At 70.2% G+C, this 14,290-nt stretch carries 15 protein-coding genes; 1 reads left to right on the top strand and 14 read right to left on the bottom strand.

All coding sequences use genetic code 11. From position 1 onward, the window contains the following. Nucleotides 1-96 precede the first annotated feature (96 nt). From E5082_RS18265 to E5082_RS18220, 10 genes are all read right to left on the bottom strand, one after another. Complete coding sequence (locus E5082_RS18265; protein WP_135792311.1) at nucleotides 97-516, bottom strand: DUF6069 family protein; 420 nt, start codon at nucleotides 514-516, stop codon at nucleotides 97-99. A gap of 86 nt (nucleotides 517-602) precedes the next feature. Then, nucleotides 603-1,391 carry a 4'-phosphopantetheinyl transferase family protein gene (locus E5082_RS18260; RefSeq protein WP_244321607.1) on the bottom strand — a complete coding sequence of 263 codons (789 nt, stop codon included), beginning with the start codon at nucleotides 1,389-1,391 and terminating at the stop codon, nucleotides 603-605. A 47-nt stretch (nucleotides 1,392-1,438) separates the two neighbouring features. Further along, nucleotides 1,439-2,632 (bottom strand): acyl-CoA dehydrogenase family protein, encoded by a 1,194-nt coding sequence (locus E5082_RS18255; protein ID WP_135792310.1) that lies wholly within the window; start codon nucleotides 2,630-2,632, stop codon nucleotides 1,439-1,441. Then, a complete protein-coding gene (locus tag E5082_RS18250; protein WP_229918864.1) occupies nucleotides 2,629-3,231 on the bottom strand; it encodes an NADPH-dependent FMN reductase in 603 nt (200 codons plus the stop codon). The genes E5082_RS18255 and E5082_RS18250 overlap by 4 nt, the downstream gene beginning before the upstream one ends. A 41-nt stretch (nucleotides 3,232-3,272) precedes the next feature. Further along, a complete protein-coding gene (locus E5082_RS18245; protein ID WP_135792309.1) occupies nucleotides 3,273-4,526 on the bottom strand; it encodes an activator-dependent family glycosyltransferase in 1,254 nt (417 codons plus the stop codon). An 88-nt stretch (nucleotides 4,527-4,614) separates the two neighbouring features. Then, nucleotides 4,615-5,592, bottom strand: coding sequence for an NAD-dependent epimerase/dehydratase family protein (locus tag E5082_RS18240; RefSeq protein WP_135792308.1), 978 nt, complete (start codon nucleotides 5,590-5,592; stop codon nucleotides 4,615-4,617). Continuing rightward, a complete protein-coding gene (locus tag E5082_RS18235; protein WP_135792307.1) occupies nucleotides 5,589-6,575 on the bottom strand; it encodes a sugar phosphate nucleotidyltransferase in 987 nt (328 codons plus the stop codon). Before E5082_RS18235 ends, E5082_RS18240 begins: the two co-directional genes overlap by 4 nt. 84 nt (nucleotides 6,576-6,659) lie before the next feature. Continuing rightward, nucleotides 6,660-7,862, bottom strand: coding sequence for a nucleotide disphospho-sugar-binding domain-containing protein (locus tag E5082_RS18230; RefSeq protein ID WP_308437533.1), 1,203 nt, complete (start codon nucleotides 7,860-7,862; stop codon nucleotides 6,660-6,662). 110 nt (nucleotides 7,863-7,972) lie between these two features. Next, a complete protein-coding gene (locus tag E5082_RS18225; protein WP_135792306.1) occupies nucleotides 7,973-8,548 on the bottom strand; it encodes a dTDP-4-dehydrorhamnose 3,5-epimerase family protein in 576 nt (191 codons plus the stop codon). 64 nt (nucleotides 8,549-8,612) lie between these two features. Continuing rightward, on the bottom strand, nucleotides 8,613-10,166 hold the full coding sequence (locus tag E5082_RS18220; RefSeq protein ID WP_135792305.1) for an MDR family MFS transporter: 1,554 nt from the start codon (nucleotides 10,164-10,166) through the stop codon (nucleotides 8,613-8,615). 189 nt (nucleotides 10,167-10,355) lie between these two features. On the opposite strand from E5082_RS18220, the gene E5082_RS18215 reads away from it, so the two are divergent. After that, complete coding sequence (locus E5082_RS18215) at nucleotides 10,356-10,934, top strand: TetR/AcrR family transcriptional regulator (RefSeq protein ID WP_135792304.1); 579 nt, start codon at nucleotides 10,356-10,358, stop codon at nucleotides 10,932-10,934. 58 nt (nucleotides 10,935-10,992) lie between these two features. Here the strand turns inward: E5082_RS18215 and E5082_RS18210 are convergent, their stop codons facing one another. The 4 genes from E5082_RS18210 to E5082_RS18195 form a co-directional block, all read right to left on the bottom strand. Then, nucleotides 10,993-12,153: a nucleotide disphospho-sugar-binding domain-containing protein gene (locus E5082_RS18210; protein WP_229918865.1), complete on the bottom strand. Its 1,161-nt coding sequence runs from the start codon at nucleotides 12,151-12,153 to the stop codon at nucleotides 10,993-10,995. Between the two features lie 96 nt (nucleotides 12,154-12,249). After that, complete coding sequence (locus E5082_RS18205) at nucleotides 12,250-12,666, bottom strand: cobalamin B12-binding domain-containing protein (protein ID WP_135792302.1); 417 nt, start codon at nucleotides 12,664-12,666, stop codon at nucleotides 12,250-12,252. A gap of 99 nt (nucleotides 12,667-12,765) precedes the next feature. Beyond that, the gene (locus E5082_RS18200) at nucleotides 12,766-13,887 is read right to left on the bottom strand and encodes a nucleotide disphospho-sugar-binding domain-containing protein (RefSeq protein ID WP_167514094.1); all 1,122 of its coding nucleotides are present in this window, start codon (nucleotides 13,885-13,887) and stop codon (nucleotides 12,766-12,768) included. A gap of 43 nt (nucleotides 13,888-13,930) precedes the next feature. Then, a complete protein-coding gene (locus tag E5082_RS18195) occupies nucleotides 13,931-14,251 on the bottom strand; it encodes a VOC family protein (protein ID WP_135792301.1) in 321 nt (106 codons plus the stop codon). Nucleotides 14,252-14,290 lie beyond the last annotated feature (39 nt).

Raw genomic sequence — 14,290 nt, 5'->3', positions numbered from 1 at the left:
CATCCCCACGGGACCTGGATTTTCGGTGTTGCGGACGTGGACGTTCTCACACCGGAAACAGGTCCCGTTGCCATGCCCCGATCCTGCCAAACGTTCTCAGGTCCCGCGCGCGGATCGACGGAAGGACGGGATGAGAACCGCGCCCACCATCAGGTGCATCACAGTCAGCGTCAGACGTGTGCCGGTGGTGGCATCAGCCAGGATCGTGGGGAACAAGGACAGCAAAAGGACTGCACCGGCGACGTACGTCCATGCCGTTCGGGCCCGTTGCGTGAATCGTTCGAGAACGGCAAGCAGGCCCCAGCCGACGAGGCCGGCAAAGAGAGTGGTGACGAGAGCTCCCGCAAGAGTGATCTCCGTTACCCCGTTCTGGTTCACGGTGAGCTCGGCACCGGCCGCATTGCCGATCAACCATGTTGCTGCGGCTACCGCCTCAGCCACGGCCAAGGCGATGAGCCGGTTCCGAACCCGGGTGCCTGCGGGGACTCGGCCTGCGGAGCGATTGTCTGCGGTCATGAAGGAACTCCAATTGAATACGGGATGGTCCGGTCAAGTGGTGTGCGCCGCCCGTCGAACCGAGATCGCGCGAAAGAGTCGGCATTTCAGCCGTGCCCGCGGACGCAATCGCCGCTGAGTCTCCCGGCCGACACGGCCGGCCTTTCAATTTCTGCCATCGGGACCGGCTTTGCGAGCATATCGCACGAGTGGTTACGCTCGACCACAACTGCCGTACAGATCAAGCCGCATTCATCTGTCCAGTTGCCGGAAACAGTCGTTACGGACTGTCCATGGAGAACAAGCCCGGCCGCGTACAGCCGGGCCCGGAAGTGCCGTACCAGTGGGTCGAATGTGATGGCGATGTCATGGAACCCCAAGCGACGCCGTGCCAGCGGAAACCACGCTTTGTAAACGGCTTCTTTGGCGCTGAAGGTCAGACGGCCCCACTGCACGGTGGGGTCACGCCTCCCCAACTGCGCGATCCTTGGAATCTCCTCGGGGCGCGCGACCTTCGTCAGAAGGCCTGGAGGAAGAGGTTCATGCGGCTCGGCGTCGATTCCGAAGGAAGCGATGTCCCGACTCCATGCCACAGCAGCCCCACGAAATCCCTCGCAGTGCGTCATGCTGCCGACGATGCCTGGAGGCCATCGGGGCTCCCCCCTCGTTCCGGGCAGGATGGGTACGGGCGCCACTCCAAGCCTTGCCAGGGACCGCCTCGCACACTCACGGACCGTCCCGAACTCGTTGACGCGTCGCGGTACGGCATCGCGCACCAACACCGCCTCCTCCGGGAACAGTTCGACGGACGCGGAGTCACCGAACTCCTCCTCCCAGACCACCGCTGATGGCAGAACGCTGCCGAGCACTCCATCCCGCTCTCTGTCGTGCCACACGGCGCGCGCCTCGATTCGCGCACCGGCCGGCCCATGCCCTGAATGCGCTACTTCGTGTCGGGCAGGTGTGCCGAGACCGCCGACGCGTAGGCCATCGCGGCGGGCTCGAACTGCAGGCCGACATGGGTGGCCGCGGCGTTGGCATCCCGCCAGAAGCGCTGGAGCGAGCTTGCGGTGGAGTGACCGCTGGTACCTGCGGCACCGAATATCCGGTTCACCGCGGTCACCGAGGTCTCGACGGCCAGGGCGCAGTCACGCGTGTTGCGGGCCGCTTCCAGCGGTGTCACCCCTGCACCCCGGTCGGCGACCCTGCCGGCCCTGTCGAGCAGCAGGTACGCCGTATCGATTTCCCCGGCCGCACGTGCCAGCGTGGTCGCGTAGAAGCCGCGACTGATTCCCGGGCCGCCAGGCTCCCTCGGTGCACTGCGGAACTTCGCCGTGGCGTAATCCGACCAGACTGCGAGTGCCCCGCGTGCGGCACCCAGGGCCGGCGCCGCAAAGGAGAGACCGTTGACGGCCTGCAGCGGGACGCTGTGGCAGGCAGCGGACGAGGTGCGGGGACGCCCTTGGAAGAGGTCGTCACCTTCCAAGGTCCGCGCGTCGGGGACGAAGACGTCGTCGACGACGAGTGTGTTGCTGCCGGTCGCACGCATGCCGACGTTGGACCAGGTGTCCTGAATCTCGTAGCCGGACCGCGGGACCACGAAGACGCGTAGCGCCTGGCCCTCGCTGTCCGCAACCACCGCACGCACCAGCGCCCAGTCGGAGAAGTCGACAACGCTGATGGAGGGCCATGTGCCGGAGAGCCGCCAGCCGCCCGGCACCGCCTTAGCCCTGCCCAGCGGCGCGAGCGAGCCGACCACCACGGCGTCCGGGCCGTCCTTCCATACCTCCGCACGCCCCTCGGCGGGCAGGAAGCCCGCCATCCGGCCGAGGCCCGCGACGATCGAGGCGCTCCAGGACGAGGCGGCACAGGCCGTTCCCACCGTGACCAGGGCCTCGGTGAGCTCGGCGAACGTGCCCGCCGCACCACCGTGTTCGACGGGGACGAAGTGCCGGGCGAAGCCGGCGCCGAGCACGGCCTTCATGACATCCGGGTCGAGGCGGCGCGTCTCGTCCGCGCGGGCCGCCTGGTCACCTGCCAGGGCAGCGACGTCCTCGGCCGCGCTGAGCAGGGTTCCTGCCTTCTGTGGTGACGTCACTGTTTCCTCCACTGTCCCGATGTCGTTGTTCGTTCTCATGCTGTGTAGGGCCGTTTCGCCCGGGCCTCGGTCAGCGACCGCGCCCACCAGGAGAGCTGGTCGAGCATGATCTTCGCGGCCGTGCCGCAGCCCACCGGGTCCTTCGGCGCGCCGCCCTCGTCGAACTGCTCCCGGGTGCGGTGGAAGCTGACCGAGTCCCGGATCGGCACGGCGTGCAACTCCCCGAACACAAGGCGGAGTTGCTCCACCGCACGCAGTCCGCCGGAGATGCCGCCGTAGGAGACGAAGGAGACCGGCTTGGCATACCACTCCTGCCTGAACCAGTCGATGGCGTTCTTCAGCGGGGCGGGGAAACTGTGGTTGTACTCCGGCGTCACCACCACGAAGGCCTCCGCGGCGTCGATCCGCCGGGCCAGGTCCGCCACGACCGGCGGTGGTCCTTCCCCGGTGACGGCGCCCGTCACCACCGGCAGCTCGATCGCGGCCAGGTCGATCACGTCGACGTCCCTGAAGCCGTGTTCCTCGGCACGGGCGAGGAACCACCGCGCCACTGTGCGGCCGGCACCGCCCGAGCGGGTGCTGCCCACGAGCAGCGCGAGGCGAGGTGACGATGCCGGCACGACGGCCCTTGCTGACACGGCGGTCCTTCCTTTCCTGACGGGTGGAAAGCCTCGGCGGCTCAGCGGCGGTGACGCGCGGTCAGTTCCTGCAGAACGGGCACCAGGTCGCTGGGGCTGGGCGCTGCCTGCATCTCCTGGTACAGCGCGGCCGCGCCGTCCCGGAAGGAACGGTCGTCCAGGAGCCGGGTGAGGGACTTGCGCAGTGCGTCCGGGGTGAACTGGGAGCTGTCGATGACCAGTCCCGCGCCGCTGTCTGCGACGTACTGGGCGGTGGCGGCCTCGCCCCAGAAGGGCATCGGCGTGACGAGCTGCGGCACCTGGTGCGCCACGGCTGCCGCGAAGGTGCCGCCGCCACCGTGGTGGATGATCGCCGAGCAGGTCGGCAGCAGGTGGTTGAGGGGCATGTACTCGATCAGCCGGACGTTGTCCGGTGTCGTGCCGACGGCCTCCCGCTCCGCGGCGCCGACCGTGGCGACCAGCTCCACGTCGAGCCCGGCCACCGCCTCGACCACCTCGGGGAAGGAGACGCCGCTCTGCCGGAAGAGCTGCCGCCCGCGGCCGCCGATGCCGAGCGTCAGGACCACCCGGGGGCGTTCGGGCTGCTGGTGGACCCAGGCGGGCAGGGCGGCGGCTCCGTTGTAGGGCAAGCGCCGCACGCCGGTGTACGGCAGGTCGATGGGAAGCCGCATGCCCTGCGGCATCGGATCGATGGTCCACTGGCCGGTGAGGAACTCCTCCTCGTACTCCAGGCCGTAGGGCACCAGCATGTTGCTCATGAGGGGCATCAGCGGGTCGTCGGCCGGCCCCGCGCCGCGGGCCGCGAGCTGCTCCAGGGACTTGGCGCGCAGCCAGCCGATGTTGTCGCGCCCCCACAGGAAGCGGGCCTGCGCGGCGCCGCCGACCCGGGCGGCCACGCCGGCGGGGACGCAGAACGGGTCCCAGACGACCAGGTCGGGCTTCCAGTCCTGGACGAAGTCCACCAGGTCGGGCAGGACCGGTTGGTAGACCAGGAGGACGTTGCGTATCACCTCCCACTGGGTCTCCCAGCGGGCGCTGTCGTCCTCGGTGTCCAGCGAGAGGGTGTCATCGAGCGAGTCGAGCAGGTCGAGGTTGGAGTTGAACTCGACGACTCCGGCGAGCTTGTGGCGGGCCCCGAGCGGCACGGCCGCGAGACCCGCCTCCGTGACGAGGCCGACGGCGTCGGGGTGGATGGCGACCCGGACGTCGTGACCCGCGTTCTGCAGGGCCCAGGCGAGCGGAACGATCGGATGCACATGGGCGGCGGCGGGAAAGACTGCGAAGAGGACACGCATCAGGTTCTCCGTTGTGGATTCCGGCGGTAGCGCCGACGGCGGGCTCGGCTTCGTTCGTTCGGGGGGGACGTCACTCGCGCGGGCGGCGTCACGCGAGGGAGAGGCTGGACAACAGCCCCGACAGCGAGGCGTCCAGGCCCCGGCGCGGCTCCCAGCCGAGGAGCCGCCGGGCGCGGGAGACGTCCAGCTTCTGGCAGTCCGCGGCGGCGCCCGGGGCGGCCCCGTCGGCCGCCCGTTCCACGAGTCGGACCGGCAGCCCGCTCAGCGCGAGCAGCCGCTCGACCACCTCGCCGGTCCGGACCGCGCGTCCGCTGCCGATGTTGATGACGCGGCCCGAGACCTCGGCACGGGGCGCACGGGCGGCGGCGAGCACGGCGTCGACGACATCGCGTACGTCGACGAAGTCCCGCTCCGCGCGCAGCGGGGGGAAGAGCAACTCGGCATCGGTGGCCCCGGGGTCCTCGGCGTACCGCTCCAGGTGGGCCGCGATGTCGCCGAGAAGGCTGCCGGCCGGGACGCCGGGGCCGACGATGTTGGCCATGCGCAGGACGACACCGTCGAGCGCGCCGGCAGCTGCCGCGTCGAGGACGCTCCGCGACGCGGCCAGTTTCGAGCGTCCGTAGGGGGTGACGGGGGCCTCCGTGCTGCCCTCGGTCAGCCCACTGTCGCGGGTGCCCGCGCCGTACTCGTGCACGCTGCCCAGCTGGATCAGCCGCGGGCCAGGGGACATCTCGCACAGCGCGGCTATCACGGTGGTCGTCAACTCGGTGTTGGTCCGGTGCATTTGCTGCGGCGTCACCTTCCACACGGCGCCCGCGGCGTTGACCACGGCGTCCGGGGCGGTGTCGGCGAACAGGGCGCGCAGCTCCCGGGGGCTCGCGGTGAGCAGGTCGAGCGCGACAAAGCGTTCGCCCGGCGCACCGGTGCGGGCCGACGGTCCGGGTGACGTCCTGGAGACACAGACCACTTGGGCGCCTTCGGACCGGAACGCGGTCCGTAGGTGCCCGCCGAGGAATCCGGTGCCGCCTAGCACCATCACGCGGCGCTGCTCGCCCGTCCCGGTCACTCCGCCACCTCGACCCGGGCGTGGTCGCCCACGACGAGGCTCCGGCGCGGCGCTCCGTCCCGGTCGGCCGCGCTGACCTGCGCGAACCGGCCGATCAGGGAGCCGTGGAGACGGCCGACGGGCCACACCGTGGCGCCTTCGAGGAGGAGTGAGTCGTCGACGTGCGTGCCGTGTACCGAGCAGTCCCTGCCGATCGTGGCGTGCGGGCCGATGTGGGACTCCTCCACCAGCGCGCCCGCGGCGACGACCGCGGGGCCCTCGATCCAGGACCGTACGACCTTGGCGCCGGGCTCGATGACCACGTGGCCGGTGATCCGGCTCTGCGCGTCGACGTCGCCGTCCATCGCCGGGGCCAGCCCGTCGAGCAGGGTGCGGTGGGCCGCCAGCACGTCGTCGGCGGACGCGATCCGCCGCCAGTACCCCGTGTACGTTCCCGTCCGTACGTCGCCGCCGTGCGCGCGGAGCCACTGGGCGGCACCGGCCGGCGTCACCGCGTCGCCGGGGCGGTCCGCCGCGAGGGCGGCCACCGCCTCATGGACGGCGGGGGTGAAGAAGTGGACGATCTCGACGTCCGGGGCGGCCTCCGGGACGACGACGCCCGCGGCGGGTCGCTCCGCGGCGAAGGCGGCGACCCGGTCGGCGATGCTCTCGGTGACGAGGGTGTCGCCGCGGTACACGACGAAGTCGTCGTCCCCGAGGAAGTCGCGCGCGAGCGAGAGGGCGTGGCCGAAGCCGCGGGGAGCGTCCTGTCGGAAGTACGTGAGGGAGAGGCCCGACCCGGAGCCGTCGCCGAGCACCTGCTCGATCTGCTCACCACCGTCCGTGACGACGATCCCGGTCTCGCGCACGCCCAGGTCCCGGACACTGTCGAGGACGTGGGCCGCGACCGGCCTGCCCGCCAGCGGGATCAGTTGCTTGGGCAGAGAGTGGGTGAGGGGCCGTAAACGGGTGCCTGTGCCACCCGACAGCACCAGTGCCTTCATCGAATTGCCTCTTCTCGTGAACAGGGGGTGGCGCGGAACAGCGCGTGGGAACGGACCAGGGCGGTCCGGTGCGGGCGAGGGGGGTCAACCCGCATGTCCGACCAGCCTCTCCAGGCCCTCGACGACGCGGGACGGCGCGGGCATGTCGGCCATCTCCCGGCCGAGCGACGCCGCGACCTTCGTGTACCGGGGCTCGGCGAGGAGTTCGGCCAGGGCGGCGCTGATCCGCGCGGGATCGTCCTGCTCGGCCGCGGTCTCCAGGGCGATGCCGGCTCCGGCGCGGACGAGCTGTCCGGCGCTCGCGAACGTGTCGGCGAACTGCGGCAGGACGAGCTGCGGCAGCCCCGCGTAGCCGGCGCTCATCGTGGTCCCGGCTCCCCCGTGGTGGACGACCGCGTCGGCGGTGCGGAACAGCATGTGCAGCGGGACGGGGTCGACCAACCGTACCCCGGCGGGCGGCTCGCCCAGTTCCGCCCGGTACTCCCGGTCCACCGTCGCCACGGCCTCGACTCCGGGCAGATCCACGAACGCCCGCAGGATGCTCCGGAAGAGGGGCACGCCGTTGAGTGCGAGGGTGCTGCGGCCCAGGGAGACGATCACGCGCCGGGGCCGGTCGGCCGCGGGGTCCGACGCCGCGGCCGTCCACTCGGCCCGCAGCCAGTCCGGCAGGTTGCCGTTGCCGTGCGAGTGGACGTGCCGGATCGGCGTTCCCGGTGTCACGTCGGGCAGTTGGAGGGTAGGCGGGCACGGGTCGAGCACGATCTCCGGGTCGGGCAGACCAGGCAGGCCCAGCGCCGCGCAGAGGTCCGCGTGGGTCTCGCGGGCCTGGACCCGGGTGGGCTCCGACAGGGGGTCGACGCCCCAGCGGTGCTGCACCACGGGGACCCCGAGAACGCCGCCCACGATCAGCGCGCTGTACTCCAGTACATCGCTGACCAGCAGGTCCGGGCCGAAGGCGCGGGCGAGGTCCAGGTAGCCGGGCAGCACGGTCCTGTTGTGGTCCGCCCAGGAACGAGCGAAGTCGGCAGCCTGCGCCAGGTCGGGGAAGCGCCCCCAGGACTGGAGCAGCCGCTGCCCTGCGGGGAGCCGGCCGAGCAGCATCTCGTCCATGCGGAAGGGCTCACCGACGGTCGCGGTGTGCAGGCCCGCCGCACGGGCCGTGGCGAGGATGTCGGGCTGTCCCGCCACCAGCACCTCGTGCCCCGCGTCTCGGAGCGCCCAGGCCAGCGGCGCCAGGGGGGAGAGATGGCCTGCGACGGGCGTGACGACGAAGAGGACACGCATCATGTTCCTTGGGAGAGAAGGCACGCATCCCGCCCGCACCGCCCAACGGGGGGGGTGGTCCGCGATGCGAGCAGGGTGCGTGGGTCCGGGGAGGCCGGGGAAGGGGCCCGCGGTCAGCTGCCGCCGGGCCACTCCGAGAGGAGTCCGGCCTCCAGGGTGGCGGCGAGCGAACGCGCCGTCCTGTCCTTCTCGGAGATCAGCGGCGGCTCGGTGAAGCCCCACGGCAGGGCGAGATCCGGGTCGAGGGGGTCGATGTCGATCTGGGTGCCGGGGACGTACGTGCTCGACAGGACGTAGCAGATGCAGGCGTCCTCGGTGAGCGTGAGGAAGCCGTGCCCCACGCCCTCCGGGATGTAGACGGCGCGGCCCGATGCGGCATCGAGGAGGTTGAAGTCGTACTGTCCGAAGGTCGGCGAGCCCACCCGCAGGTCGACGACGAAGTCACGGAACGCGCCGCGGACACAGGAGACGTACTTGGCCTGCCCCGGCGGGCTGGTGACGCTGTGGACCCCCCGCAGGGTGTTGCGGCGGGACACCGAGTAGTTGATCTGCTTCACTTCGAAGGGGTGCCCCACGACCTCCTGGAGCAGGTCGGTGCGCAGCGACTCGAAGAAGACACCGCGCTCGTCCTTGATCTGCCTCGGCGTCAGGACGTGGACACCCGGCACTTTCACCTCGACTGCCTGCACGGTGCAGCCCCCGTTCTCGCGTCGTTGTCGTGTGGGTTGGTCCGACCTGGTGGCGTGCGGTCGCTCAGCCGGCAGCGCCGACCTGGTCGGTGGGGGCGGTCGCGAGCGGCGGAGCCGCGGGCTTGGGCCTGGCCTTGATGAACCACGAGGCGGCGAGTGCGGCCGCAGCGACCACCGAGACGGTCAGGAAGGCCCAGTGCGTGCCGTCGGCGACTGCCTTCTCGTAGACCTCGCGCACCGGCTCCGGCAGCTTCAGCAGGCTCTCCGCGCTCAGCCTGTTGATGTCACCACCCGTGGCGCCGCGCTCGACGCCCATGCCCGCGGTGACCCGCTCGTTGAAGATGATGCCGGCGAGCGAGACACCGAAGGCGCCGCCGATCGTTCGGGTGAGCGTGACCATGGAGGAGGCCACGCCCAGGTCCTTCATCTCGACGCTCTCCATCGCCACGGACAGAGTCACCTGCATCAGCAGCCCGAGGCCGACCCCGAAGACCACCATGTAGGTGCCGGTCTCAAGGCGTCCGGTCTTGGTGTCCATCAGAGAGAGCAGGAGGATGCCGACGAGGAGGAGGACGCCGCCGGCGATCGCGTACAGCTTGAAGTTGCCCTGCTTGGCCATGAGTTGGCCACCGAACGCGTTCGTGCCGACCATGCCGAGCAGAAGCGGGAGCATCAGCAGTCCCGCGCTGGAGGCCGAGGCGCCCTGCACGGTCTGCTGATAGATCGGCAGGAAGGTCATCGCGGCGACCATCACGAAGCCGAAGAGGAAGGAGACGACGTTGGCCCAGCTGAAGTTGGCGCTGCGGAAGACGGTCAGCGGCAGCACCGGCGCGACGGCACGGCGTTCCACGGCCAGCAGGGCGAAGGCCCCGGCCACCGCGATCGCGATCAGGCCGATGATCACCGGCGAGGACCAGTCGTACCGCGTGCCGCCCCAGGTGGTGACCAGCACCAGCGAGGTGATCACCGCGGCGAGCAGGGCGGCACCCGGATAGTCGATGGGAGCCTGGGAGCGCCGCTTCGGCAGCTTCAGCGCGACCGCAATCGTCACGAAGGCGGCGAGGCCGAACGGCACGTTGACGTAGAAGCAGTAGCGCCAGCCCAGGTGATCGGTGAGGAAGCCGCCGGCCAGCGGGCCGCCGACCATCGCCACGCCCATGACGGCCGACGACATGGCCTGGAACTTGCCGCGCTCCCGCGGAGTGACCAGCTCGCCGATGAGGGAGAGCGCGCCGACCATCAGGCCTCCGGAGCCGAGGCCCTGCAGCACCCGGAAGCCGATGAGCTGGCCCATGGACTGGGCAAGGCCCGACACGACGGAGCCCGCGAGGAAGAGGGCGATCGACGCCAGAAAGACCCCCTTGCGGCCGTACATGTCGCCGAGCTTGCCCCAGATCGGCGTCGTGGCGGCGGTCGCGAGCATGTACGCCGAGGCCACCCATGAGAGGTGTTCGAGGCCGCCCAGCTCGCCGACGATGGTCGGCATGGCGGTGCCCAGGATGAGGCTGTCCAGCGCCGCGAGCAGCATCGCCACCACGGCCGCCGTCATCACGGCGAACAAACGGTGATTCGGCGGCGCCACGACGGCCGCCCTTCCCGCGGTCGGGTCGTGCGACATGGTCTGCTCCCTTGATCAGGTCTGGCGAGCCGACCCGGTGACATGGGCCGGAAGTGCGGCGGGGCGGCCTGGCGACCGTACTTACCAACCGCACGGTAAGTGAATACAATGGAGAAGCTAAGGCACTCACTTACCGACCGTCAAGTAGAATCGGCCCCAGGCGGTCGATGCGGCACACAGGAGAAACCCATGGGCGGCACACCGCACGTGCGCGGGGCCAACACCCGCGACAAGATCCAGTCCGTCGCCCTCGAGCTCTTCATCGAGCGCGGCTACGAGAAGACATCGATGCGCGAGATCGCCGAAGGGCTCGGCATCACCAAGGCGGCGCTCTACTACCACTTCAAGGCCAAGGAAGAGATCCTCGTGGCGATCTCCCAGGGCCTCGGCGGACCCGTCGACGAGCTGGTCGCCTGGGCACGGACGCAGCCACGGAACCTGGAGACCAAGCGGGAAGTGCTGCGCCGCTACAGCGAGGCGCTCATGGGCGCCGCCCCGCTCTTCCGCATCATGCAGGAGAGCGGGGCGGCACTCCGTACCCTCGGGATCGGCCAGACCCTCAACGACCGGATCGCCGCCATCGGTGAGCTGATGTACCAGGACGGCGCGTCCGTCCGCAGCCAGGTCCGCATCTCCGATGCCCTGGCCAGCGTGCACTTCGGCGCCTTCTTCCTGTCGGCGATCGAGGGCGACCCGGAGGAGAAGCGGAAGGCGCTGCTTGAATCCGCGCTGGAGACCCTGGACTCGTCGGCCGAGGAAGACCTGTGAGTCCATGGCCGGGGGTCGGGTTGCGACTCGTGACGTCACGCGGCCGGTCACCATGGTCTCAGCGGGCCGCGACCAGCTTCTCCAGGTCGGTCACGACCCGAGAGGGGGCCGGCATCGCGGCGATTTCCGCGCGCAGTTCCCCCGCCGCCTTCTCGTAGGCCGGGTCGCCGAGCAGCGCGGCCGCTGCCTCGCGCACCGGCTCCGGCTCGTCCTGGCGCTCGACACTGTCGATGGTGATGGCCGCGCCCACCCGAGCCAGAGCGTCGCCGTGCCAGAACTGGTCCGCCAGTTGGGGCAGGACGAGCTGCGGCAGGCCGAAGGCGCTCGCGGTCATGGCCGTGCCCGAGCCGCCGTGGTGGACGATGGCGTGGCAGGAGCCGAGCAGCAGGTGTAGCGGGACGGGATCGATGACGCGTACGTTGCCGGGGACCTCACCGAGCGCCTCGCGGTACTCCTCCTCCACGGTCGCCAGCACTTCGATGTCCGGCAGCGAGCCGAGCGCGTCCAGGATGTTCCGCATGAGGGGGACACCGTTGTACGCGAGAGTGCGCCCGCCCAGAGAGACGGCGACGCGCCGGGCCGTTCCACGCTCCCGGGCATCGCGCCGGAGCCACTCGGGCAGCCGGCCGTTGCCGTTGAAGGGCACATAGCGCATGGGGGTGCCGGGAGTCACGCCGGCCAGCTGGAGGCTGGGCGGACACGGGTCGAGCAGGACGGCCGGGCGCGGCAGGCCGGTCAGGCCCCGCTCCGCGAGGATGTCCTTGAACCAGGTCTCGCCCGCGCCGCGGACCTGGTCCGAGATGGGGTCGACACCCCAGCGCTGCTGCACCACGGGGACGCCGAGATCCTCCCCCACGATCAGCGAGATGAACTCGATCGGGTCGGAGAGAACCAGGTCGGGTCCGAAGTCGCGGGCCAGGTCCAGGTACGCGGGCAGTACCTCCAGTGTCTGGGGCATCCACAGGGAGCCGACGTTGGAGAGCTGGTCCAGGGCCGGCCTGCCCCAGGACTGCAGAGGCCGCTTGCCGCCGAGCCGCTCGACCAGTATGTCGTCCAGCTTGAGCCAGTCGCCGATGCTCACGGCGTTCAGGCCCGCCGACGCGGCCGCGCCGAGGACGTCCTCGCGCCCGAGCACCAGCACCTCGTGCCCTGCGGCGCGCAGCGCCCACGCGAGCGGGACCAGCGGGGTGAGATGAGTCGAAACGGGTGTGTTGATCATGAGGACGCGCATCATCGTCTCCTGCCGAGATGAAGGTGAGGGAGGTGCTCTGTCTCCCGCGACGGGCACCGGTGCCCGTCGCGGGAAACGGCGGTGTCAGACGCCGGACGAATCACGGACGTGGTCGCGCACCCACTCCGCCGCGGCCCACGGCGGCGTGCCGGAGGAGAAGATCTCCGTGACGCCGCGTTCCTTGAGCACCGCGATGTCGGCCGTCGGGATGATGCCGCCGCCGATCACGGTCACCTGCCCGACGCCCTGCTCGGAGAGGAGGTCGAGGACTCCACCGAAGAGCGCCTGGTGCTCGCCCAGCAGGCTTGAGATGCAGATGATCTGGGCGCCCTCACGGACGACAGTGGCGACCAGGCCCGCCGGGCTCTGGTCGTCGCCGGCGTGGACGACCTCGATGCCTGCCTTGGTGAAGGCGTCGACGAGGACCGGCGGTGCGGCCGATCCCTTGCCTCCCGCCTCGGGCTTGGCCATCACCACGCGGATCGGACGTGACTCACTCATGCCGTGCTCTCCATTTCTCGTTCTGATCGTTCTGTGCCTTCGACCGGCCGTCTGCCGTCGGCCCGCCGGACGTCATCGGCCTGTTCTCGACGCGAAGCGTCAGACCAGACACTCCAGTGCTCCCACCACTTCGGCGGGCAGCGGCAGCGCCGCGATCTCCGCGGAGAGCTCCCGCGCCCGCTCGGCATAGGAGGGGTTGCCGATCAGCTCCCCGCAGGCCTTCTCGACGGCCTCCGGGGTGTTCTCGCCGAGGGTGATGGCGGCTCCGAAGTCGGAGATACGCAGCCCCGCCTCCACGAAGTTGCCGCCCTGCGGCACGATCAGCTGCGGCACACCGGCATTCATCGCCGTCAGGGCGGTGACGCCGCCCGCGTGGTGCACGACCACGTCGCAGGTCGGCACCACCACGTCGAGCGGCACCCAGCCGGCCCGTACGCCGGGCAGTTCGGTCCTCAGCTCCTCCGCGACCTCGTCCAGCGTCGCGATGACCACTTCCGCGTCGAGCGCGGCCATGTCGGCGACCAGTCCTCGCAGGAACCCGGTCTTCTTCGCGAACACCAAACGGCTGCCCGAGGTGACGAGGATGCGCGGCCGGTTGCCCTTGGTGTACATCCACGGTTCGAGCCGCCGCTGCCCGTTGGCCGGGACCCAGCGCATCATCTGGGCGGGCGGCGCGTCCGTCGGCCGCAGGCTCGGCGGGCAGATGTCGACGAAGAGGGCCGGATCAGGCAGCCGGTCGAGCCCCAATGCCCGTAGCTCCGGGCGAAGTTCGTCGCTCGCGGCGGGGTCCGTGCGCCAGGCGTCGCCGGTGTCCCAGGCCTGTCGTACGTAAGGAACGCCGAGTTCGGCGGCGATCAGCGCGGCCGCGAAGGACATCGAACCGCCGACCACCAGGTCGGGGCGCCAGTTCGCGGTGACCTCCCGGAGCGCGTCCATGCTCCCTGCCGCCATCCGCCCGAACCAGTGCCCGGCGAAGTCCAGCTCCTCCTCCGGGGTCTCGGGCATCCTGACCGGATTGCCCTCGCGGTCCATGGTGGCGTATCGCCGGATCGAGGACGGCGCGATGGAGAGCGCCGGAATTCCCGCCGACGCGATGTAAGGAACCATGTCCTCCACGGCGCCCATGAACACGTCGTGTCCCGCATTGCGCGCTGCGGTGGCGAGCGGTGCGAGGGCGAACACCGTCGCGGGACTCCCGCTCGCGACGAAGAGGATCTTCACGGATACTCCCTGCTGCGTCTGGATGATGAGGTGGCGGCCGGATTCAGTCGATGATCAGGACGGTGTTGCCGTCCGGGTCTTTCACGAAGAACCGATGCATGTCGGAGTGCTTCTCGATCTCCGTGGGACCGGAGTCCCTCAGGCCTTCCCTGGCGGGGCCCAGTTCGGCCCCGGTGAAGGCGATGGCCATGGTGTCGCCACCGGTGTCACCGCCCAGGACGAGTTCGCCGCCGGAGCCGGTGTCCAGGACGATCCACCCATCGCCTTCCTTCACCGTCGCCATGTCCAGACGGTCCCGGTAGAAGGCTTTCATTTCCTCGAAGTTGTCACACTTGATCAGAACAGCGGACAGCGATCCGAACATGACGGTGGTTTCTCTCTCTTCGGAATTCGGCTGCATCCG

This window comes from Streptomyces griseoluteus, assembly GCF_004784465.1.
Taxonomy (GTDB): domain Bacteria; phylum Actinomycetota; class Actinomycetes; order Streptomycetales; family Streptomycetaceae; genus Streptomyces; species Streptomyces griseoluteus.
This window is presented reverse-complemented; position numbering and strand designations above follow the sequence as displayed.

Excerpts from the sequence above, each read along its gene's own strand:
- E5082_RS18245 (WP_135792309.1), bottom strand. The coding sequence starts at position 4,526 with ATGCGTGTCCTCTTCGCAGTCTTTCCCGCCGCCGCCCATGTGCATCCG.
- E5082_RS18235 (WP_135792307.1), bottom strand. The coding sequence starts at position 6,575 with ATGAAGGCACTGGTGCTGTCGGGTGGCACAGGCACCCGTTTACGGCCC.
- E5082_RS18195 (WP_135792301.1), bottom strand. The coding sequence starts at position 14,251 with ATGTTCGGATCGCTGTCCGCTGTTCTGATCAAGTGTGACAACTTCGAG.
- E5082_RS18255 (WP_135792310.1), bottom strand. The coding sequence starts at position 2,632 with ATGAGAACGAACAACGACATCGGGACAGTGGAGGAAACAGTGACGTCA.
- E5082_RS18205 (WP_135792302.1), bottom strand. The coding sequence starts at position 12,666 with ATGAGTGAGTCACGTCCGATCCGCGTGGTGATGGCCAAGCCCGAGGCG.
- E5082_RS18215 (WP_135792304.1), top strand. The coding sequence starts at position 10,356 with ATGGGCGGCACACCGCACGTGCGCGGGGCCAACACCCGCGACAAGATC.
- E5082_RS18210 (WP_229918865.1), bottom strand. The coding sequence starts at position 12,153 with ATGATCAACACACCCGTTTCGACTCATCTCACCCCGCTGGTCCCGCTC.
- E5082_RS18220 (WP_135792305.1), bottom strand. The coding sequence starts at position 10,166 with ATGTCGCACGACCCGACCGCGGGAAGGGCGGCCGTCGTGGCGCCGCCG.
- E5082_RS18230 (WP_308437533.1), bottom strand. The coding sequence starts at position 7,862 with ATGATGCGTGTCCTCTTCGTCGTCACGCCCGTCGCAGGCCATCTCTCC.
- E5082_RS18265 (WP_135792311.1), bottom strand. The coding sequence starts at position 516 with ATGACCGCAGACAATCGCTCCGCAGGCCGAGTCCCCGCAGGCACCCGG.